A 20,676-nucleotide genomic window follows, 5' to 3' on the forward strand; every position below is an offset into this window, starting at 1 on the left:
CCCGTCCCGCATCCGAGGAGGTTTCCCATGCAGATCGACCTGACGGGCCGGACCGCGCTGGTCACCGGCTCCACCCAGGGCATCGGCCAGGCCATCGCCGTCGGCCTCGCCCGCGCCGGCGCGCGGGTGGTCGTCAACGGCCGTCGCGGCGAGACCGTCGAGAAGGCCGTGCAGGAGGTCCGTGCCGAGGCCGGCGCGGCCGACGTCGTGGGCGCGGCCGGGGATCTGGCGACCGCGGACGGCGCCCGGGCCGTGCTCGACGCCGTGCCCGAGATCGACATCCTCGTCAACAACCTCGGGATCTTCGGCGCCACCCCGCCGCTGGAGATCGAGGACGCCGAGTGGGTCCGCTACTTCGAGGTCAACGTGCTGTCCGCGGTCCGGCTGATCCGCGCCTGCCTGCCCGGCATGCGGGACCGGGGCTGGGGCCGCATCCTGAACGTCGCGAGCGACTCCGCCGTGGTGATCCCGGCGGAGATGATCCACTACGGCATGACCAAGACGTCGCTCCTCGCGGTCAGCCGCGGTTTCGCCAAGGAGGCCGCCGGCAGCGGTGTCACCGTCAACTCGGTGATCGCCGGGCCCACGCACACCGGCGGTGTCGAGGACTTCGTCCGGCAACTCGTCGGGGACGAGCTGAGCTGGGACGAGGCACAGCGCGAGTTCATGCTCAAGTACCGGCCGCAGTCCCTGATCCAACGGCTCATCGAGCCCGAGGAGATCGCGAACATGGTCGTCTACCTCAGCTCGCCCCACGCCTCCGCCACCACGGGAGGCGCGCTGCGGGTCGACGGCGGCTACGTGGACTCCATCCTGCCCTGACGCCGGCGTCACAACCCGCGCTTCTCCGGTGCCTTGATGTCAAGGCCGGCGAGAAGAGGGGCGAGACATGGGCGATCACAGGCGACCCGGCGACCGAGGCGTTCGTCGAGGCCGGCCGCCCCCGTACGGTGGTGCCGCCGGGCGCCACCCGGGGGCCCTGGAGTCGTTCCGGCGGGCGCTGGAAACCGGAAACCCGCCGGACCTCCTCGACGTGCTCGCCCCGCGGATCGTCCTCGTGAGCGACGGCGGTGGTCTCAAGCGGGCCGCGCTGCGGCCGATCGTCGGCGCCGGGAGCGTGCTGCGCTTCTCCTTCGGCGGCTGCCCGCGCAGCCGGGGCGCGGTCACCTGCGACCCCGCCGTGGTCAGCGTCATGGCCGTCCGCGTCGAGGACGCCCGCATGACCGGCCTCTCCTCCGTCCGCAACCCGGAGAAGCCGCCCCGTAGCCGCCCTGCTCACGGAATTTCCTGTTCCGCCCAGATGATCTTTCCGTCGGGTGTGTACCGGGCTCCCCAGCGGTGGACCAGTTGGGCCACCAGGAACAGCCCCCGGCCGCCCTCGTCCGTGCTGCGGGCGTGCCGCAGCCGGGGGGCGGTGCTGCTGCCGTCGGCGACCTCGCAGGTCAGACGGGCGTCACGAAGGAGGCGCAGCCGGATCGGCGGGGCCGCGTAGCGGATCGCGTTGGTGACCAGCTCGCTGACGATCAGTTCCGTCGTCATGGCCAGGTCCCCGAAGCCCCATGCCTCCACCTGGCGGGCGGCGCGGCTCCGGACGTCGGCCACCGCGGCCGGGTCCGCCGGGACGTCCCACGAGGCCACGTGGTCGGGCCGTACCGCGTGCGTACGGGCCAGGAGCAGGGCGATGTCGTCGGACTGGGGGCCGGAGGCGAAGCGCTGGACGGTGGTCCGGCACAGGGTGTCCAGGTCGGTGCCGGGCCGGGCCAGGGCCTCGCCGAGCCGGGCCATGCCCACCTCCATGTCGCGGTCGGCCGCCTCGACCAGTCCGTCGGTGTAGAGGCCGAAGACGCTGTCCGGGGGCAGTTCGATCTCGCCGGTCTCGAATCCGATCCCGCCCAGCCCGAGCGGCGGCCCGGCGGGCGGGGTGGGGAAGTCGACGCGACCGTCCGGTGTGACGAGGACGGGCGGCGGATGGCCGGCCCGGGCCATCGTGCACCGCCGGGTGACGGGGTCGTAGACGGCGTACAGGCAGGTCGCCCCGAGGAACGCGCTCGCGCCGTCGTCGGCGGCCCCGTCGCCGGTCTCCTCCTCGCTGAGCCGGAGCACGAGGTCGTCGAGATGGGCCAGCAGGTCGTCGGGCGCCATCTCCATGTCCGCGAGGGTCTGTACGGCGGTGCGCAGCCGGCCCATGCCCGCCGCCGCGGTGATGCCGTGACCGACGACGTCGCCGACCACCAGGCCCACGCGGGCACCGGACAGCGGGATCACGTCGAACCAGTCGCCGCCGACTCCGCCGGCCGGGTCCGCGGGCAGATAGTGCGAGGCCACCTCCAGCGCGGTGCCGCCGCTCAGGGTGTGGGGCAGCAGACTGCGCTGGAGCGTGACGGCCGCCACGTGCTCCCGGGTGTAGCGGCGGGCGTTGTCGACGCACAACGCCGCCCGCGCCACCAGTTCCTGGGCCACCAGGACGTCGTCGGGCTGGAACGAGACGGGGTTGACCGAGCGTACGAACGTGGTGAGGCCGAGGACGGTGTTGCGGGCCCGCATCGGCACGGAGATCAGGGAGTGCAGTCCGAACTCCGTGATGCTGCCGACCCATTCCGGCTGCTGCGCGATCCAGAGGTCGTCGGCCGGGTCGAGCACCGGGACGAGCGTGGGCTCACCCCTGACGAGCATGCCGGGGTCGCGCGGCGGAGGGAGGAAGTCCACCCGGTCGCCGATCCGTGCCACGGCCTCCGGGCAGCCCTCACGCACCGAACTTATCCCGGCGCGGCGCATCACCGGCCGCGCCGACGCCGGTCCGGCGTCGGTCAGCCACGTCCCGTGTCCCGCCGTGCTGAGGACGGGTTCCAGGAGGTCGACGACGACGAAGTCCGCGAGGCGGGGCACCGCGAAGTCGGCCAGCTCCTGGGCCGTGCGCATCACGTCCAGCGTCCTGCCGATGCTGGTGCCGGCCTCGTTGACCATCGACAGCAGCTGGCGGGCGTTCCACCGCTCGGTGACGTCCATGACCATGTAGCAGACGCCCGTGACCGACTCGTCCGCGTCCACCAGGGGGAAGAAGGAGGTGGAGTAGGCGTGCTGGCGGTGGGGGTCCGACCAGCTCCATCCCACGTACTCGTAGTCGGTGACCGGGGCCCCGGTCTCCACGACCTTCCGCATCAGCCCTTCGAGGGTCTCGGTCTGGAGTCCGGGCAGCAGCTCGCTCAGCCGGTGCCCCAGCCGCTGTTCCCGGGGCACGCCGCCCAGGCGTTCCAGCGTGTCGTTCAGCCACACGTAGCGCAGCTGCCGGTCCACCACCGCCATGCCGACCGGCGAGCGGGTCAGGAACCCGTCGAGGACGGACTCGCCCACGGACCACCGCTGCCGCCGTTCGTGCGCCGAGATCAGGAAGCACTCCTCGCCGTGCATGCGGAAGACGGCGGACACCCGGAGGTCGACCTCCATCCGGTGGCCGTCGCGGTGCCGGACGGGGATGAGGCCGCTCCATCCCATGCCGGCCCGGCAGCGTTCGGCGATGCCGACGATGCGCACGGGGTCCTCCGGCATGGCCGCCAGGCGCGCTGCGGACCGGCCGACGGCCTCCGCCGCCGGATAGCCGAACAGGTCCTCGGCGCCCCGGGTCCAGCCGAGCACGATCCCGCGGCCGGAGAGCACGGCGGCCGCGTCGGAGGACGCGTCGAAGAGGTGGCACGCGTCGGCGGGCGCGGGGGGATCGGAGCCGTTTCGCACAGGGTTCATGGGTTCCGTCCTTTACATGACTATGATCCTGCTTGTCTGGTCGATGCGCACGGTCCGGGGGGTGGGGCGGGGCCCGGCCGGGGTTCGCCGGCGGTGGCCGGGGCGTCACGGGGCTGTGTCGCCCCCGCGCAGGACCGGAGGGAGCATGGAAGGAACCGGGTCCGGCCGGAACGGGGCCTTAGCCGGGCGCCGCCGGCCGGTACAGGAGGCTCAGGGATGACAGCCGAATCCTTCCCGACCGACGATGATCCGCCCGACGAGGATCCGTACGACGCCGAGCCGCCCCGGCGGACCAGCCTGCTGGACGTGCTCAGCGTGGCCGCGCTGGTCCTCGACACCGACGGGCGCATCGTGTTCTGGACCCCGCAGGCCGAGGAGTTGTTCGGCTACTCCGCGGACGAGGCACTCGGCAGACCGGCGGCCCGCCTGATCATCCACCCCGAGCACCTGCAAGCGGTCGTCAAGCTGTTCGCGGACGTCATGGCGACGGGCCGGAGCTGGGCCGGCGCGTTCCCCATCCGGCACAAGGACGGCGGCACGCGCCTGATGGAGTTCCGCAACATGCGGCTGCTCGACGACCTCGGGGACGTCTACGCCCTTGGGCTCGCCGCCGACCACAGCCTGCTCCAGCGCGTCGAGACCGATCTCGCCCTGTGTGAGCGGCTGATCAACCAGTCCCCGATCGGTCTCGCCCTGCTGGATCCCGATCTGCGGTATCTGCTGGTCAACCCGGCGCTGGAGCGGATCGACGGCATCCCCGCCGAGGACCACCTCGGCCGCCGGCTGCGGGAGACCCTGCCCTTCCCCGACGTCGACACCGTCGAGTCCGCGCTGCGTCAGGTGCTCACCACCGGCACCCCGCTGCTCGACCAGTACCACGTGGGCCGGCCCCGCTCCGACCCCGAGCACGAGCACGCCTGGTCCCTGTCCTTCTACCGCCTGGAGGACCCGGGCGGGCGGGTGCTCGGCGCCGCCACCTCGGTCGTCGACGTCACCGAACGGCACCGCGCGGCGGCCGAGGCGGACCGGGCCCGGCGCCGGCTGGCTCTGATCGCCCACGCCTCCACCCGCGTCGGCACCAGCCTGGAGGTGGAGCAGACCGCCGCCGAGCTGGCCGAGATCGCCAGCCGCGAACTCGCCGACGTGGTCGCCGTGGACGTACTCGACTCCGCTCTGGCCTGCCGCCGCGTGCGCGAGCCGGCGGGCGGCCCGGAGCTGTTCCGCGCCCTCGCTCTGAGGGCGGCCCACCCCACCGTGGCGCTGCGCGCGGCCGACGCCCCCGGTGACCTCGCCTCCTACGACGGGGACCGGCTGGTCACGCTGTGCGTGCACACCGGCCGGCCGGTCCTGGTGCGGCACGTCGGCGAACGCGATCTGCGGCGGATCGCCCGGGACGCGGAGGCCGCCGCCCTGCTCGCGCGCTCCGGTGTCCACTCGTACCTCGCCGTGCCGCTGATCGCCCACGGCGAGGTGCTGGGCGCCCTCGACCTCAAACGCACCCGCACCCCGGACCCGTTCGACGACGACGACGTCGTCCTGGCCGGCGAGCTGGCGAGCCGTGCCGCCGTGGCCATCGACAACGCCCGCTGGTACCAGAGCGTGCGCAACACCGCCCTGACCCTCCAGCGCAGCCTGCTCCCCGACCATCCGCCGCGCCACACCGGCCTGCTCGTGGCCTCCCGCTACCAGCCGGCGCAGGCCACCAGCGAGGTGGGCGGCGACTGGTACGACGTCATCCCCCTCACCGGCGACAAGACCGCCCTGGTCGTCGGGGACGTCATGGGCAACGGCATCGACGCCGCCGCCACGATGGGCCGGCTGCGCACCGCCACCTGCGCCTACGCGGACCTGGACCTGGACCCGGAGGAGGTGCTCCGGCATCTGGACAAGATCACCTGCGATCTGGAGCACTACATCGTGACGTGTCTCTACGCCGTGTTCGACCCGCACACGCGACAGTGCCGCATGGCCAACGCGGGGCACATGCCGCCCGCGCTGGCCCGCACCGGCGAGGACCCGAGGCTGCTCGACCTGCCCTCCGGTGCCCCGCTCGGCGTCGGCGGCATCCGGTTCGAGACCGCCGCGGTCGGGCTGGGGCCCGGCGACCTGCTGGTGCTCTACACCGACGGCCTCGTCGAGACCCGGCAGCACTCGATCGACGACCGGTTGAACACCCTGCTCGGCTTCCTCGACGCGCCCGAGCGGCCCCTGGAGGAGACCTGCGACCTCCTGCTGTACGGCCTGCGGCACCCCGACGACCACGACGACGTGGCCCTGCTCGTGGCCCGGGCGCTGTAGGCGCGGCGCCCGGGAGCCGGCGTGCTGCCCGGTCCGCGGCCGGGGCTGGACGCCCGCCCCCGGAACGGGACCGGGACGCCTGCCGTCAGAGGACGCCTCCCGCCTCGTCGTGGAAGACCTCCGGCCAGTAACGGTAGCCGTCCGGGGCCGCGGCGGGGGCACAGGCGACCGGGTCGACCGAGGCCAGCACCTCGATCATGGTGTCGGCGAGCTGGTGGTAGAAGTCCTGGGTGAACTCGTGCTCCTTGTCCAGGGCCTGTTCCCGCTGGTGCAGCCAGAGCGTGAAGGCGAGGGTGGAGATGTCGGCGTTGACCGGGACGACGTGGTCGGCGCCGAGCTCGGTGCGGAAGAGGGCACCGGTGCGGCCGTCGATCAGCAGGTCGAAGTCGTGGACCAGCCCGCCGAGCACCACCAGGTGCTCCGCGTCCGGCGGCAGTTGTTCGCCGCCGTGCCACAGGTGGGCGTGCCGGGGGTTGCTCTGCGACTCGGCCCAGTCCTCCGGGAGCGTGACCAGCGGTTCGCCCGGGGGGCCGTAGAACATGAAGCCGTCGCGGGGCAGGCCCGCTTCGGTCAGGAAACGGCGGGTCGGAGCGTGGCCGAGTGCCGCCGGCACCTGGTCGTCGGTGAGCCGCACCATCCCCTCGGCGCCGAACGCCTCGTCCAGCAGACCTTCCGGCAGGTCCAAGGCCAGCCCCCGCCCAGGACCGGCGATCAGGCCGAGCGGGCGTATCACCGCGGCGATCCTCCAGAACGCCGGTATCGGCCGGTCCCAGCCGGACCGCGGACCGGCCGGACCCCAGCCGTCCTCACCCCACTCCTCCTCGGCGAACACCGCCGTCAGCAGGTGCTCGGCGTCCCTCACCGCGTCAGGGCCCGTCCTCCCGGCCAGGCCGGCGAACCGGCCGCGCAGCCCCCGGAACTCGTCCACCGCCGCCAGGAAGCGGGCCAGCGCGCCGACCGACGGCGCCAGCGGGAACAGCTCCGCGCCGCCCGGCGACTTGACGTAGAGCCACATGCTGAAGACCCGCCCGGTGACGGCGTCGAGGACGACCTCCTCGCCGTCCTCGTCGCCCTCCACGATCAGACGGCCGATCAGCAGCAGTCCGGCGAGGTCCGGATCGAGCTCCGCCGGGTCGCCGCCCAGCACGGTCACATGGTCACGGACCGTCAGCAGCGACGGCTCGGTGAGCGGACGGAAACTGACCAGCCCATGGCCGTCCAACCGCTCCCCCGGAGCCAGGACGCGGCGGGTCGGTTCATGGACGATCGCCGGATGCGGCGCGTGCCCGGGCATGACGACGCTGGTCTCGGACATGTCTCCCCCGTGTGCTGAGTTCGAGCGACCCCTCCACGATAGGAGCCGCCACTGACAACGGCGGCCCCCGGTGGCGTGCATATGCCTCTGTCATAATCCGGCCATGTCGAGCCGAGACGCGATCCAGTACGCCCCCGACGCCGGTCTGCTCATGATCCCGGGCGACCCGGCCAAGGACCACACCCCGGGGTTCGCGGTCTTCGGCGACTCCGTCCCCGCCCTGCGGGCGTTCGTCCTGCGCCTGCTGCGGAAGGAGAACGTCAGGCCGGCACCCGGCACGGCAGAGTCCGCCGCCGTCATACCGGTGCGCGTCAGCCTCGTCCCCCGGCCCGACAACGGCTACGACACGCGTGCCGTCTCGGTCGCCGCCCCGCCCGAGCACGGCGGGTCCATTCTCGACCGGCACCTGGGCTACCTCTACAGCAGCGCGCTGGACGTCACCAGTGAGAGCATCCGCAGGCTCACCGAGGAGACCGGCACACCCGTCGGCTGTCACGGATGGATCGAGCTCCACGACCTGGAGAGCGACAGCCGTTTCCACGACGACCTCTACGACGAGGACGACGAGGACGACGAGGACGACGACGGGAACGGCGAGGGCGAGGCCGACGCGGACTGGAAGCCCAGCCGCCACGAGCCGGTGTCGTGGGCGGAGCAGAAGGCCTTCGGGTACGCGGTCGGTTCGGTACGGCTCGTGCTGCCCGAGCGCCGGACCGTACGCGCCCTCGTGGACGCGTACCTGGCAGAACACAACGCGGGGCGGGACGCGGACGGGAACGCGGACCGGGACGCGGAGCAGGAGACTCCGGCCGGTGTCGAGTGGGGCCTGCGCCGGGCGCTGGCCGAGCGGCTCGCCATCCGCATGCGGGCCGGTGTGAGCCACCGGGCCGCCGGCGGGACCTGGGGGCGCGAGACCGAGCGGGACCGCGCGCGGCGGCGCCGGGACGCCGAGGCACGGTCGCTCCTGGAGGCCTGGGAGACGTACCGGAACACGGCGCACGGCTTCCGCGGCCTGCGTGCCGTCACCCGTTCCGTCTTCCACCGCACCCGCGTCCTCGTGCTGGACGCGTCCGGGGTGGAGGTCGGGCAGTACCACGAGCCGGACGGCCCCCTCACCCTCGTCGACGAGCGACTGCGCGCCGAGGCGCTCGACGCGCTGCGCGCGCACGGGGTGGACGTGGACGCGCCCGAGGACCCGGCGGCTCTCGGCGGCTTCCCGGACGCGGTGGTCGTCGTGGGCCGGGGCACGTGGTCCATCCGGCTCCCGAAGCCGGGGGTGTCACGGGACGCGCTCCCCGAAGCCGGCTGGTTCGACCCGGACTCGGGGACGCTCACCGTGTACGCGGCGCCGCTCGCCGAGGCGCTGACGGTGCTGCTGCGCCGGCACGGCGTGCGGCCACTGCTGGTGACCTGGGGCGCGCCGCCCGAGGAGGTGGAGCGGCGCAACCTCCGGGCCGCGTTCGCGCCGGGCGCGATCAGCCCGGTGAGCCGCTCCAGCCGGGTGACGGCCGCCGTGCAGCGGCTGGTCCCGGAGCCCCACCGCCGCTGGCTCGACACGAAGCCCGGCGGCGGGACGGCCACGGCGACGGCCGAGAGCCCGCTGCCGCCGCTCGCCGACGACGCGGCGGAGAACCCGTACTACCGGCGCGCCCTGGAGTCGCTGTTCGGGGCCCCCGTGGACCTGGCGGGACGCGGGCCGTGCCGGCTCTGCGGGCGCTCCGCCCAGTCGGCGCGCCCGGGGCTCTTCTACTGCCACGGCTGCTGCGCCCTGGCGAGGAACGGGGTGCTGCGGGACACCGGCGAGGACGGCGCGTGGACGGAGGCGGTCGTGTACGCGCTGCGCCGGCTCGCTCGGATCGAGTTCTCCGGGCCGCCGTCCCTCGCCCAACTCGACCGCGTCAGCGTCCCGTTCGGCAACGCCGGCCTGGTCGACGAGGCGATGCTCTGCCGTTTCCTGGTGCCGCGCCCCGCCTCCACGCTGCTGAGCGCGCGGCCGGCGCGCCCGGCCCGCACCTGGACGGAGTGGCTGGGGCACGCGGGGCTCCTCACGGACGGGGTCCGCACGTCGATGGGTACGGCGACCAGGGCGACGGACGGGCACCTGTGCCGTTCCCTGTTCGAACGGCACGTGGACGACTTCCTGCACCACTGGGGCGTGGCCCACGAGCCGGAGCCCGCCTACCCGCGCCACCCGGAACTCAACACGACCGGCCTGCGGGCGGACTGGCGCCTGGCGGACGGCACGTTCGTCGAGGCGCTGGGGCTGCTGACGAGGGAGGCGTACGCGGCGAAGGTCGCGCGCAAGCGGGAGCTGGCCCGCCACCACGGCCTGCGTCTCGTCACGGTCACGGCCGAGGACCTCGACCGTCTCCCGGAGGTCTTCGCGGCCTGGCTCCCGAAGAGCCCGGCCGCCGGCTGACGGCCCGCGCCGGGTGCGGAATTCGCTGTCCTCGACGGGCACGGTGACGGACACCCGGAGTGGACCAGCAGGTCCCCGCGCTCCCGGGGCGCGGCCGGGGCGTCCCGCAGTACGGACTTGGCCGGGGCGGTGGGCCCCGCGGCGGCGGTGGCGGCCCAGGCACGCGCCCCACGCCGAGGTGCTGCACCGCTGTCTGGGGGTCCGCGTCGACGCGGCAGTCCCGGGACGCACTGCGGGAGGCCGGGCCGGACCGCGGCTGCTGGACGTGGCGGGCGGGCCGCGGTCGCCGCAGACCTGCGGCGCCGTCGCCGGCACCAGCTCTACAAGATCGCGCCGCACACCTACGACGCCCGGATCACCACCCTGGGCGCCCCGGGGCCGCTCCCGGCGCCTGGCGCTCGCCGCCGACGGCACCCGGGCCGCCCGCGTCCCCGCCACCGCCGACGTCTGCGCCCGGGGCACGGCCCATGAGCTGCTCCTCCCCCTTACGGCCGCGTTCAGGCGGTGACCGCCGTCTCTTCGACCTCCTCCTGCTATGCGGCACCCGTCACGGCGAGCAACGACTCCGTTTCCGTCCACAGTCGCCGTTGGACGTCCTCGCCACGGCCAGGCTCGGGGCACCGCAACGGCCTGGCGTCGCGTACGGAGAAGTAGCCGCCGGTGGTGTGCGCGAACGCCGGATCGGTCGCCAGGCGGACGATGATCCCCGCGCCCCTGCGCGGGTCGCCGACCTTGAGGACGTCCAGGACGCGCCGGAGCGCGGCGGAGCCGGGCAGGTCGCGGCCGAGACCGGTGGCGTTGAAGCCCGGGTCGCAGCAGTTGACCGTGACCTTCGCGGCGTCCAGGCGCCGGGCCAGTTCCCGGGTCCACATGATGGTCATGAGCTTGGTCCGGCCGTAGAGGGCCATCGACTCGCGCCGCGTGTAGGGGGCGGTGTCCCGCAGGTCCGTGGCCGGTGCGATGCTCCCGGCCCGCCGGGAGGCCTCGGAGGCGACGTTCACGATCCGCGCCGGAGCGGACGCCAGGAGCGTGTCCGTCAGCGCCTGGGTCAGGGCGAACGGGCCGAGGTAGTTGACGGCGGTCATCTCCGCCAGCCCCTCGGCCGTGACGCGCTGGGAGAACGCGTGCAGGCCCGCGTTGTTGACCAGTACGTCCAGCCGCGCGTACCGCGCGGCGATCTCCCGGCCCGCCCAGCGGGCCTGTGCGACGACCCCGAGGTCGGCGAGGAAGACGTCGGCCCGCGCGGCACCCCCGGTCACTTCCCCCAGTTCGGCGAGCAGGGCTTCGGCCCTGCCCGGGGACCGCGCCACGATGCCGAGGTCGTAGCCGCGGCGGGCGAGCTCCAGGGCGGCGATCCGGCCCAGCCCGGAGGTCGCGCCGGTGATCACAGCGATGGGACGAGTCACCGCTCCTCCATTCATGAGGTACCTCATCAATTACGTGTGGGACGATACCCGCCGTCATGAGCGAGCACGAAACGACGCCCCCCACCAGCCCCGACCCCGCGGACGTGGGCCTGCGGTTCCTGACCGTCGCCCACCAGGTCCGGACGGCGGTCGACCAGCACATGGCCGCGGCCGGCCTGTCCCTGGCCCGCACCAAGCTGCTACGGCTCCTCGCCCGGCGCGGCGCCCTCCACCAAGCCGAACTCGCCGAGGCGCTCGGCCAGGCGCCCCGCTCCGTCACCCAGGCCGTCGAAGCCCTCGAACGCCTGCGACTGGTCACCCGGGCCTCCGACCCCGTGGACCGCCGGCGCAAGACCGTCACGCTGACCGAGCAGGGCCACGCGGCCCTCGCCGCCGGCGAGCAGGCGGGCACCCGGATACTCCAGCGCATCTTCGGCGCCCTCGACACCCGTCAGCTCACACGCCTGGAACAACTCCTCACGGACACCGACGAAGCCACCCGGCACGGCGCCGCTGGAGACAGGCACCTCTGACGTCGGGCTCACGTCGGCCAGCCGAGCGGGGGCAGGTGTGCGCGCCGGGGGCAGGGGGCTCTCCGGCCGCCTCACTGAAGGCGTCGAGGGCCTCGACGAGTGCCAGGCGCCGGGCCGGCCGCAGTCGCTGGACGATCGCCTGGATCCCGGCCCGGCGTCGGGCGCTGACCGACTCGACGGTCCGCCGGCCTTCCTCGGTGAGCGTCAGCAGCGTCTCCCGGCGGTCGTCGGGATTGGGCTGCCGTTCGGCGAGCCCGGCCGCGATGACGCGGTCCGCCATCCGCAGCGCGGTGGAGGGCGTGACCCGTAGCGACTCGGCCAATGCGACGAGCTTGATGGCACCACGACCGGACATCACGACGAGCATGCGGAACTGCGGCAGCGTGACCCGTTCCTCGACCTCGGCGAGCGAGCGGGCGGAGACCGCCGTCAGCACGCGGGACGCCGTGAGCACCGCCCGGGTGACCGCATCAACGTCATCGGCTTCCCGGGCCGATGCCTCAAGCTGCGCCATACCTGGCCGGGATCTGCCGGGTCGCCCGACGGGGTGGCTTGGCCATCGGTGTCGACTCCCCTTCGCCGGCCCGGTCAGGTCGGCCGTGGTCCGTAGACGCGGTAGTCCTCGGCGTCGGGCCACTTGACCTCCAGGCCGAGGCCGGGCCGCGAGGTGTCCGGGCGCAGGGCGCCGCCGTCGGGTGACAGGGCGCCGTCGAACAGCAGGCGTTCGAGCCGCACGTGGTCGTGGAAGTACTCCAGGTGCCGCAGCCGGCGCACGGCGCAGAACGCGTGGGCGGAGACGGCCGGCGCGCAGTGGGCGGACAGGTCCAGGTGATGGGCCGCCGCGAGGCCGGCCACTTCCAGGACGCCGGTGATGCCTCCGCAGCGGGTGACATCGGCCTGGAGGCAGTCCACGGCGGGGCCTTCGACGAGATGGACGAAGTCCTGTGTGGTGTAGGCGTATTCGCCGGCCGCGATCTCCAGCCGGGCGGGGCCCCGCTCGCGCAGCATGCGCAGGCCGTCCAGGTCCGCGGAGCTGACGGGCTCCTCGAACCAGCGCACGTCCCACTCCTCGTGGAAGCGACGGGCCCAGTACAGCGCCTGCTTGCGGCCCAGCGCCCCGTTGGCGTCGGTGAAGACCTCCGGCTCGTCACCGACGGCCTCGCGGACCGCCGCCAGGCGTCGCGGGTCGGCTTCGGGGTCCCGGGAGGTCTTCAGCTTCACGCGCGGGACGCCCTGCTCCACCCACCCGGCGAGCTGGTCGGTGAGGCGGTCCAGGGAGTAGTTCGTGAAGCCGCCGCTGCCGTACACCGGCACCCGGTCGTGGTACGCCGGGAGCAACTGGACCAGCGGCAGGCCGAGGAGCCGGGCCTTGAGGTCCCACAGCGCCACGTCCACCGCGGAGACCGCCATGGCGCCGACACCGGGACGACCCGCGTTGCGGATCTGACGCCCCATCAACTCCCACAGGACCGCGGGTGCCGTGGCGGCCTGTCCCTTGATCAGCGGCGCGAGCTGGGAGTCGGCGAACGAGGCGACCGACACGTCCCCGTAGGTGTAACCGAGTCCCGTACGACCGCCGGCGTGCACCCGGACCAGGACCATGGTGGTGGAGTCCCATTCCAGGGTGCCGTCCTGTTCCTTGCCGTCCGGGCCGTCGGTCGGCACCTCGAAGGCGTGCACGTCCACCGCGTCGATCCGGCAGTCCGCCGGGCCCGGCCCGGCACCGGTCCGGGCGCCGCTCATGCGGGCCGTCCCGGCAGGCGCCCGGCGGCCTCGGTGAGTTGCGTGCCCGGGGAGAGCCGTTTGCGCCGGCCGACCAGCGCGACCACGGACTGGTGGTCCGGCTTGGTGTCGTACAGCCCGTGGATCCCGTCGCAGGGACAGCCGTGGGCCCGCTCGATCCCCCCTTCCCGCAGGCGCCGCAGGACGAAGTCGGCCACCAGTGTCATGACGTGCTCCCTCCGATCCGCACCTGTGCCACCGCCCGCGGTGGCACAGCCCCCGCCTCCCGGGGCCCCTTCCACATGACCGAGAGGCCGCGCTGGGCCGCCCCCGACCGCGTTGGTCCTCGCGGGCGGGGTGCGCGGCCCGGACGCGGCCGTGGCCGCCACCCCGCGCGGGCAGATGCCCGGCACCCTCCGCCGCGCCCTCCGGGCCGGCGCGGCCCCCGCCGGCGGGGCGTGAGGGATCGAGATGCCCGAGCGTCTCCCGCAGCTCACCCAGGCAGCGGGCGATCAGCCGGGACACATGCATCTGCGAGAGGCCCACCACGGCCGCGATCTGCTGCTGTGTCAGGTCGTGGAAGAAGCGCAGCACCAGGATGCGGCGCTCCCGCTCCGGGAACCGCCTCAGCGCGTCCACGAGCTCCACGCGCTCGGCGGCGGTCTCGATCCGGGCGTCCCGGCCGCCGAGCACCTCACCGAACGCGGGCAGCGCCCCCTCCCGTCCCTCCAACGGCGCGTCGAGCGAGCGGGGCCGTGCCGCGCCCTGGGAGCGGATGGCCTCGGCCACCGCGTCCTCGGACAGACCACAGGCCCGGGCGATCTCCCCGAGCGTGGGCGGGCGACCGCCCCCCGCCTGTTCGAGCTCCCGCCGCACGCGCCGCACCTGCTGCCTGGTCTCCTGCACGGCCCGGGGCAGTCGCACGAGTCCGGCCCGGTCCCTGAAGTGGCGTTTCAGCTCCCCGGTGATCGTCGGCACCGCGTAGGCCAGGAACGGGTGTCCGTGGGCGGGGTCGTAGCCGTCGACGGCCTTCACCAGGCCCACGCAGGCCACCTGGAAGAGGTCGTCCTGCTCCTCGACGCCGATGCCGCGGTACTTGGCGGCGATCCGGCGAGCCACGGGGATCAGGGTGCGGACGGCTCGTTCCCGCGCCGCGTCCCGTTCGCGCCCCGGCGGGTGCCTGCTGATCCGTCCGACGACCTCGTCGATCCGCGGGGACGTCAGTGCGCCGTCGGTGTCGTGCTTGCCCGGCGGGCGGAGGGTGGTCGGGGCGTTCATGTGAGCCTCTGAGCTGGAGGGGCCTGCTGGGCTGCACCATGGGTTTCCCGATTCCTTCGGCCCATGCGAAGATCACCCGCTCGACGGGGATTTCGGGTGGACCCGCGGGTGGAGCGGATGATTCCGGTTTGGCGGTGCCGAGCGGGGTCCCAGACCTCGCGGAGGCACTCCGAGCTCTTCGTGAAGGGTGAACGGCGCCAGGCCCCGAGGTCGCCGCGCAGCAGCCCGCCTCGCCGGTGGACTTCGCGTGCGCGCACGCCATGAACGCGTGAACCACGACGGCGTGGTCGGTGGGGCGGACATGTTTACCGACGGAGCAGGGTGGCTAACCCCCTCGGGTTCGTCACGGATGCCGACCCGTCGGCACACCGCCTGGAGGGCGCACATGTCGAAGACGCACCCGGGGCTGGGGCGGGAAGAAGACGCCTCCCGCAGCCCCCGCGTGCACACGGGTGACAGGATCAGGGACTACCTGACGACCACCGACCACAAGAAGATCGGCAATCTCTACCTCGTCACGTCGTTCGGCTTCTTCCTCGTCGCCGGTCTGATGGCGATGCTGATGCGCGCCGAACTGGCCCGGCCGGGACTCCAGGTCGTCTCCGCGCAGCAGTACAACCAGCTCTTCACGATCCACGGCACGATCATGATGCTGCTCTTCGCGACGCCCACCTTCACCGGCTTCGCGAACGCCGTCATGCCCCTCCAGATCGGGGCTCCCGACGTGGCCTTCCCCCGGCTCAACGCCCTGACCTACTGGCTGTTCCTCTTCGGGGGCCTCACGGTGCTGTCCGGATTCCTGATCGGCAACGGTCCCGCCGATTTCGGCTGGTTCGCCTACTCCCCGCTCAACGACGGGGTGCACAGTCCCGGCCACGGCGGTGACGTGTGGGCGATGGGGCTCGTGCTCTCGGGGGTGAGCACCACGCTCGGAGGCGTCAACTTCATCGCCACGATCGTGTGTCTGCGCTGTCCGGGCATGACCATGTTCCGGATGCCGATCTTCACCTGGAACGTGCTGTTCACCTCGATCCTCGTCCTGCTCGCCTTTCCTCCGTTCGCTGCCCTCCTGCTGGCCCTGATGGCCGACCGGCAGTACGGCGCGCACATCTTCGACTCGGCGACCGGCGGCGCCCTGCTGTGGCAGCACCTCTTCTGGTGGTTCGGCCATCCGGAGGTATACATCGTGGCGCTGCCGTTCTTCGGCGTCGTCACGGAGATCGTCCCGGTGTTCAGCCGCAAGCCGTTGTTCGGCTACGCCGGCATGGTCGGAGCGACCATCGCGATCACCATGTTGTCGGCCTCCGTATGGGCCCACCACATGTTCGCCACGGGTGCGGTGTTTCTGCCGTTCTTCTCCTTCATGTCCTTCCTCATCGCCGTGCCCACCGGTGTGAAGTTCTTCAACTGGATCGGAACCATGTGGAACGGCAGTCTCTCCTTCGAGACACCCATGCTCTGGGCACTCGGTTTCCTCGTCACCTTCCTCCTCGGGGGACTCAGCGGTGTCCTCATCGCCTCACCCGCTCTGGACTTCCATCTGACCGACACCTACTTCATCGTCGCCCACCTGCACTACGTCCTGTTCGGAACGATCGTCTTCGCCATGTTCGGCGGCTTCTACTTCTGGTGGCCCAAGCTGACGGGCCGCATGCTGGACGAGCGCATCGGCAAAGTCCACTTCTGGACCCTGTTCGTGGGCTTCCAGACCACGTTCCTCGTCCAGCACTGGCTGGGAGAGAGCGGGATGCCGCGGCGCTACGCCGACTACCTGGCCGCCGACGGGTTCACCGCCCTGAACACCGTGTCGTCGATCGGTGCCTTCCTGCTCGGGCTCTCCACCCTCCCGTTCCTCTACAACGTCTGGAAGACCGCCCGGTACGCGCCGAAGGTGGGCATGGACGACCCCTGGGGGTACGGCCGCTCACTCGAATGGGCCACCTCGTGTCCCCCGCCCCGGCACAACTTCACGGCGCTGCCCCGGATCCGGTCCGACTCACCGGCCTTCGACCTGCACCACCCGGAGTTCAAGGAGCGACTGCCCCGGCAGGCGCACGGAGCCGTGGAGGCGACCCCCGACCCGGAAGGGAAGCAGAGCGAATGAAGTCCGAGGCCTACCTCTTCGCCGGCGTGGCCGTCTTCTTCCTGGTCACCGACGTCGCCTACATCTGGTTCGCGCGGGAGCCCGTCGGTATCGCGGCCCTGGGCGTCTCCTTCCTCATGGCGTCGGTGATCGCGTTCTTCTCGATGGTCAACCACCGGCGCAAGGGCTCCCGTCCCGAGGACCGTTCCGACGCGGAGATCCAGGAGCGCGGTGGCCGCATCGACTTCTTCCCCCCGCACAGCCGGCACCCGGTGGTGACCGCCGCCGGCGCCACGCTGGTCGCCAACGGGATCGTCTACGGAGACTGGCTGATCCTGATGGGCCTCGGCGTCCTCGGGCTCGGCATCTTCGGCCTGGTCTTCCAGTACGGCGGGCGCGAGAGCGAGTGAGGCGGGCGGCAGCGGAGACTCAGCCCGTCTCCTCCTCGTCCCCGACGCCGCCCGCCACCGGATCGGCGATGCGGGAGCTGACCTGGAGGCGTTCCTCCGCGGTGGCCGGCATGTCGACCCGGTCGCCGTAGTACCAGGAGCTGAGGGACGCCTGGATCCTGCTCCGCCACGGCGCCCGCCGCCCGGGGTGTTCCAGCGGCTGCGGGATGTCCCGCACCAGCAGCTTGTAGCGCTGCTCCGGACCCAGGGGCTCATGCTGCTCGCTGATCCCGCCCGCCAGGTCCTGATACACCTCGCCGGTCTCCTCGCCCTCTTCCAGCAGGTGCCGGTCGTGCCGTTGCAGGGCCAGGCAGACGCGCTTGGTGACCAGGAAGGAAAGGACCGGCAGAACGAACAGCGCGACCCGGAAGATCCACGTCAGTACGTCGACGGAGACGCCGAACCAGACGGTCAGCACGTCGTTGCCCCCGGCCATGAGCAGCACCGCGTACCAGGCGATGCCCGCCACCCCGAGTCCGGTCCGGGTCGGCCGGTCCCGCGGCCGGTCGCACAGATGGTGCTCCACCAGGTCACCGGTCACCCAGCGCTCGAAGAACGGATACATGTAGAGCAGCACGAACAGCAGGGCCGGCAGCACGACAGCGGGCAGCAGGACGTTCCACATGACCGTGTGCCCGGCGACGTTCCACTCGATGCCGGGCATCAGCCGAAGGGCTCCTTCGAGGAACCCGACGTACCAGTCGGGCTGGGCGTCGGTGGAGACCTGGTCGGGCACGTAGGGGCCGAAGAGCCAGACGGGGTTGATCTGTGCGAGCCCGCCCAGAAGCGCTGTGACGCCGGCGACCATCAGCGACAGCCCGGCCGACTTCGCGGTGAACGAGGGGAACATCGGCTGGCCGACGACGTTCCGGTTGGTCTTTCCGCGGCCGGCCCACTGCGTGTGCTTCAGATAGACCACCAGGATCAGGTGCACGGTGATCAGAGCGAGCAGCGCACCGGGGACGAAGAGGACGTGGACGATGTACAGACGCCGGTCGATCGCGGTACCGGGGAAGGGGCCGTCCCACAGGAGGAAGCTCAGGTAGGTTCCGACGACCGGGATCGACAGGACGATGGAATTGGCGGTGCGCAGACCCGTACCGGACAGCAGGTCGTCCGGCAGCGAGTAGCCGCAGAAACCCTCCAGCAAGGACAGCAGGAACAGCGTCACGCCGATGCTCCAGTTCAGCTCCCGGGGCCTGCGGAAGGCACCGGTGAAGAAGACCCTCATCATGTGGACCCCGATGGCCGCCACGAAGACGAGCGCCGACCAGTGGTGCATCTGACGGATCAGCAGACCGCCGCGCACGTCGAAGCTGATGTGGAGGGTCGACTCGTACGCCTTCGAGACGAGCAGCCCCCGCAAGGGCTCATAGGAGCCGCTGTACGGCACCTCGGCGAGACTGGGATCGAAGTAGAGCGTCAGGTAGCTCCCCGTCAGCACCAGGACGACGAAGCTGTAGAGCGCGATCTCCCCCAGCAGGAACGACCAGTGGTCGGGGAAGGCCTTGCGCAGCAGCCGGGCGGACAGTTCCGACACGGGCGACCGCCGGTCGGTCGCGACGTAGGCCCGGAACCCCGCCTGCCGTACCCATCCCCTCATCCTCTCCCTGCGCCGCCGTAGTAGCACGCCCGACCACTCCTCTTCCGCCCGGCCCTCGTGTGCGCCGCACGGCCCGACGGCTCGCACGACGGGCGCCCGGATACCCGAAGGCCGCGTTCCTCAACCGGCCCCGCCCTCGTGCGGGAATGAAACGGCGGCGCGGCGGGCATCCAGGACCGGCGGCTGCCGGTGACCGCCGGTGCCTCGGCTTCAGGGAGCGCGTGTGGGGAGTGACAGCGGCATCATCGGACAGCTCGCGGCGGACCACCGCGCGATCCAGAACCTTCTCGACCGGGTGCGGTCCGCTCCGCCCGGCAGTGACGAGCGCGCGTCACTCGTGGAACGGGTCAGCGGCCGTCTGGTGACCCATCTGGTGGCGGAGAGGGAGTGTCTGCACCCGCTGGTGCGCCGTTACGTCGTGGGCGGGGACCAGGGGGTGGACGAGCTGCTCGCCGTCGACGAGGAGATCCAGCGGACACTGAAGTCCCTCGGGGCCGTCCCGGCACACAGCGAGGAGTACGTGCGTCACCTGCTGGGCCTCGTCTCGTGCGTCACCGAGCACGTGGTGGGGCTGGAACAGCGGTTGTTCCCCCGGCTCCAGGCCGTGGGCCCCGCTGACGCCCTGCGCGACGCGGGCGCCGGGGCACGTCGCACGCAAGCCCTCGGACCCACCCGGCCGCGCCCCGGCGCGCCCGGCTCGCCGGCGCTCACCAGGCTGACCTCCGCCGTCCTGGGGCCCTGGGACCGTCTGCGCGACCGGCTGGGACGCCGTGGCCTGTCGTGAACCCGCGGTCGCCAAGACACCCCCTCCCTGTCCGGCCCGCGCCCGCCGCTCGTCGTGGGACGGACGCTGACCGGAACCCCGGCACGGGTTCGAGGGCGCCCCTCCTCAGGACGGCGGCGGAGCCGGTGCGTCCGCGTCGAGGGCCGCCGCGCGGAGGGCGGCTGCCACGCGGGTGACCGGGTCCGTCGGCGGATGGGGCAGCCGGGCCAGGAGCACGCGCCGCTGTTCCTGGGGCCCGCCGCGGACCGGGAGGGCGCGGACACCCGGTGGCGCGGCGGCGGCGAGGGCGGCCGGCACGATGGTCAGCCCGCAGCCCGCCGCCACGAGGTGGAGCTTGGCGAGCCAGTCGCGCGCGGTGTGGGCGATCTCCGGCCGCTCGTCCAGACCCGGCACACGCCCGTCAGCCGGTCCTCGCCCGAGGAGGACCCCGCGATCCAGCGTCGCCCGCGCAGGTCGGCCACGTCGACGAAACGCCGCGGGCCGGCGGATGGCCGGCGGGCACCGCCAGACACAGCGCGCGTTCGGTCAGGGGCCGCACGACGAGCGGGGGGCGACTCGGCGTCCGGCGGCCGGAACGGCGGCACGGACGCGAGCGGGGCCAGGTCGAGGCTGCCGGCCCGCAGGGCGCGTACCAGCGCCGGGGTGCCGCCCTCCCGGCCGACGCCCCGGAGGCCGGGGCCGGTGCTGCGCAGTGCCGTGAGGGCGCGCGGCAGCAGGGCGGCGCCGGCGCTCGGGAACCAGCCCAGGCGGACCGTCCCGGCCTGCCCGGGCAGGCCCGACGACTCCCTGGCGGTCGCGCCGATCTCGTCCAGCACGACCGTCGCCCGGCGCATGACGACACGGCCGGCCGCGGTGAGCCGTACGCCGCCGCGCCGCCGATCCAGCAGTTCGGCGCCCGCCGCCCGTTCGAGCGCGGCGATCCGCCGTGACACCGCGGACCGCGTGCAGCCCAGCGACGCCGCGGCGGCGGTGGAGGTCCCCCGCTCGGTGACGGCCCGCAAGAAGCGCGGCGCCGTGAGTGACACATCCGTGAAGTCCATGATCGTTC

The 20,676-nt window shown here is 72.8% G+C and carries 15 protein-coding genes and 1 pseudogene; 7 read left to right on the forward strand and 9 right to left on the reverse strand.

Annotated elements, in window-relative coordinates; genetic code table 11:
* Positions 1 to 27: 27 nt before the first annotated feature.
* Positions 28 to 822 (forward strand): SDR family NAD(P)-dependent oxidoreductase, encoded by a 795-nt coding sequence (locus tag AQJ11_RS38545; protein WP_014669294.1) that lies wholly within the window; start codon positions 28 to 30, stop codon positions 820 to 822.
* A 453-nt stretch (positions 823 to 1,275) separates the two neighbouring features.
* Here AQJ11_RS38545 and AQJ11_RS38550 read toward each other — a convergent pair whose 3' ends face one another.
* Entirely contained in the window at positions 1,276 to 3,738 is a 2,463-nt protein-coding gene (locus AQJ11_RS38550) for a SpoIIE family protein phosphatase (RefSeq protein WP_059266448.1), read from the reverse strand.
* Between the two features lie 216 nt (positions 3,739 to 3,954).
* Here AQJ11_RS38550 and AQJ11_RS38555 point away from each other — a divergent pair, with 216 nt between their 5' ends.
* Entirely contained in the window at positions 3,955 to 6,036 is a 2,082-nt protein-coding gene (locus AQJ11_RS38555; RefSeq protein ID WP_059266449.1) for a SpoIIE family protein phosphatase, read from the forward strand.
* An 85-nt stretch (positions 6,037 to 6,121) separates the two neighbouring features.
* Here the strand turns inward: AQJ11_RS38555 and AQJ11_RS38560 are convergent, their stop codons facing one another.
* Positions 6,122 to 7,351: an SUKH-4 family immunity protein gene (locus AQJ11_RS38560; protein WP_059266450.1), complete on the reverse strand. Its 1,230-nt coding sequence runs from the start codon at positions 7,349 to 7,351 to the stop codon at positions 6,122 to 6,124.
* 103 nt (positions 7,352 to 7,454) lie between these two features.
* Between AQJ11_RS38560 and AQJ11_RS38565 the strand changes: the two genes are divergently transcribed.
* The gene (locus AQJ11_RS38565) at positions 7,455 to 9,770 is read left to right on the forward strand and encodes a hypothetical protein (protein WP_059266451.1); all 2,316 of its coding nucleotides are present in this window, start codon (positions 7,455 to 7,457) and stop codon (positions 9,768 to 9,770) included.
* A 533-nt stretch (positions 9,771 to 10,303) separates the two neighbouring features.
* On the opposite strand, the gene AQJ11_RS38570 is transcribed toward AQJ11_RS38565, so the two are convergent.
* A complete protein-coding gene (locus tag AQJ11_RS38570) occupies positions 10,304 to 11,176 on the reverse strand; it encodes an SDR family NAD(P)-dependent oxidoreductase (RefSeq protein WP_244218567.1) in 873 nt (290 codons plus the stop codon).
* Positions 11,177 to 11,232: 56 nt separating this feature from the next.
* Here AQJ11_RS38570 and AQJ11_RS38575 point away from each other — a divergent pair, with 56 nt between their 5' ends.
* Positions 11,233 to 11,709 (forward strand): MarR family winged helix-turn-helix transcriptional regulator, encoded by a 477-nt coding sequence (locus AQJ11_RS38575; RefSeq protein WP_244218568.1) that lies wholly within the window; start codon positions 11,233 to 11,235, stop codon positions 11,707 to 11,709.
* Here AQJ11_RS38575 and AQJ11_RS47325 read toward each other — a convergent pair.
* From AQJ11_RS47325 to AQJ11_RS51755, 3 genes and pseudogenes are all read right to left on the reverse strand, one after another.
* Entirely contained in the window at positions 11,654 to 12,223 is a 570-nt protein-coding gene (locus AQJ11_RS47325; protein ID WP_079082608.1) for a MarR family winged helix-turn-helix transcriptional regulator, read from the reverse strand. The two genes, AQJ11_RS38575 and AQJ11_RS47325, sit on opposite strands and share 56 nt — an antisense overlap.
* Before the next feature lie 74 nt (positions 12,224 to 12,297).
* Positions 12,298 to 13,452: an enolase C-terminal domain-like protein gene (locus AQJ11_RS51750; RefSeq protein ID WP_059266453.1), complete on the reverse strand. Its 1,155-nt coding sequence runs from the start codon at positions 13,450 to 13,452 to the stop codon at positions 12,298 to 12,300.
* Positions 13,453 to 13,923: 471 nt separating this feature from the next.
* Positions 13,924 to 14,709, reverse strand: a pseudogene (locus AQJ11_RS51755) (sigma-70 family RNA polymerase sigma factor); the annotation flags it as partial.
* Positions 14,710 to 15,094: 385 nt separating this feature from the next.
* Here AQJ11_RS51755 and ctaD point away from each other — a divergent pair.
* Positions 15,095 to 16,813 carry an aa3-type cytochrome oxidase subunit I gene (gene ctaD, locus AQJ11_RS38600; RefSeq protein WP_014669282.1) on the forward strand — a complete coding sequence of 573 codons (1,719 nt, stop codon included), beginning with the start codon at positions 15,095 to 15,097 and terminating at the stop codon, positions 16,811 to 16,813.
* Positions 16,810 to 17,202, forward strand: a complete 393-nt coding sequence (ctaF, locus tag AQJ11_RS38605) for an aa3-type cytochrome oxidase subunit IV (RefSeq protein ID WP_014669281.1) — start codon at positions 16,810 to 16,812, stop codon at positions 17,200 to 17,202. Before ctaD ends, ctaF begins: the two co-directional genes overlap by 4 nt.
* A 19-nt stretch (positions 17,203 to 17,221) precedes the next feature.
* Here the strand turns inward: ctaF and qcrB are convergent, their stop codons facing one another.
* Entirely contained in the window at positions 17,222 to 18,844 is a 1,623-nt protein-coding gene (gene qcrB, locus AQJ11_RS38610; RefSeq protein WP_059266456.1) for a cytochrome bc1 complex cytochrome b subunit, read from the reverse strand.
* A gap of 223 nt (positions 18,845 to 19,067) precedes the next feature.
* Between qcrB and AQJ11_RS38615 the strand changes: the two genes are divergently transcribed.
* Positions 19,068 to 19,628 (forward strand): hemerythrin domain-containing protein, encoded by a 561-nt coding sequence (locus tag AQJ11_RS38615; RefSeq protein WP_059266457.1) that lies wholly within the window; start codon positions 19,068 to 19,070, stop codon positions 19,626 to 19,628.
* Positions 19,629 to 19,733: 105 nt separating this feature from the next.
* On the opposite strand, the gene AQJ11_RS52265 is transcribed toward AQJ11_RS38615, so the two are convergent.
* Complete coding sequence (locus tag AQJ11_RS52265) at positions 19,734 to 19,952, reverse strand: transcriptional regulator (protein ID WP_279616974.1); 219 nt, start codon at positions 19,950 to 19,952, stop codon at positions 19,734 to 19,736.
* A complete protein-coding gene (locus AQJ11_RS38625) occupies positions 19,931 to 20,668 on the reverse strand; it encodes a LysR family transcriptional regulator (protein WP_059266459.1) in 738 nt (245 codons plus the stop codon). Before AQJ11_RS38625 ends, AQJ11_RS52265 begins: the two co-directional genes overlap by 22 nt.
* Positions 20,669 to 20,676 lie beyond the last annotated feature (8 nt).

Source organism: Streptomyces corchorusii, from assembly GCF_001514055.1.
In the GTDB taxonomy this organism is placed as follows: Bacteria; Actinomycetota; Actinomycetes; order Streptomycetales; family Streptomycetaceae; genus Streptomyces; species Streptomyces olivaceoviridis.

Excerpts from the sequence above, each read along its gene's own strand:
- AQJ11_RS38565 (WP_059266451.1), top strand. The coding sequence starts at position 7,455 with ATGTCGAGCCGAGACGCGATCCAGTACGCCCCCGACGCCGGTCTGCTC.
- AQJ11_RS47325 (WP_079082608.1), bottom strand. The coding sequence starts at position 12,223 with ATGGCGCAGCTTGAGGCATCGGCCCGGGAAGCCGATGACGTTGATGCG.
- AQJ11_RS51750 (WP_059266453.1), bottom strand. The coding sequence starts at position 13,452 with ATGAGCGGCGCCCGGACCGGTGCCGGGCCGGGCCCGGCGGACTGCCGG.
- AQJ11_RS38560 (WP_059266450.1), bottom strand. The coding sequence starts at position 7,351 with ATGTCCGAGACCAGCGTCGTCATGCCCGGGCACGCGCCGCATCCGGCG.
- AQJ11_RS38625 (WP_059266459.1), bottom strand. The coding sequence starts at position 20,668 with ATGGACTTCACGGATGTGTCACTCACGGCGCCGCGCTTCTTGCGGGCC.
- AQJ11_RS38555 (WP_059266449.1), top strand. The coding sequence starts at position 3,955 with ATGACAGCCGAATCCTTCCCGACCGACGATGATCCGCCCGACGAGGAT.
- AQJ11_RS38550 (WP_059266448.1), bottom strand. The coding sequence starts at position 3,738 with ATGAACCCTGTGCGAAACGGCTCCGATCCCCCCGCGCCCGCCGACGCG.
- AQJ11_RS38575 (WP_244218568.1), top strand. The coding sequence starts at position 11,233 with ATGAGCGAGCACGAAACGACGCCCCCCACCAGCCCCGACCCCGCGGAC.
- ctaF (WP_014669281.1), top strand. The coding sequence starts at position 16,810 with ATGAAGTCCGAGGCCTACCTCTTCGCCGGCGTGGCCGTCTTCTTCCTG.
- AQJ11_RS38545 (WP_014669294.1), top strand. The coding sequence starts at position 28 with ATGCAGATCGACCTGACGGGCCGGACCGCGCTGGTCACCGGCTCCACC.
- qcrB (WP_059266456.1), bottom strand. The coding sequence starts at position 18,844 with ATGAGGGGATGGGTACGGCAGGCGGGGTTCCGGGCCTACGTCGCGACC.
- ctaD (WP_014669282.1), top strand. The coding sequence starts at position 15,095 with ATGTCGAAGACGCACCCGGGGCTGGGGCGGGAAGAAGACGCCTCCCGC.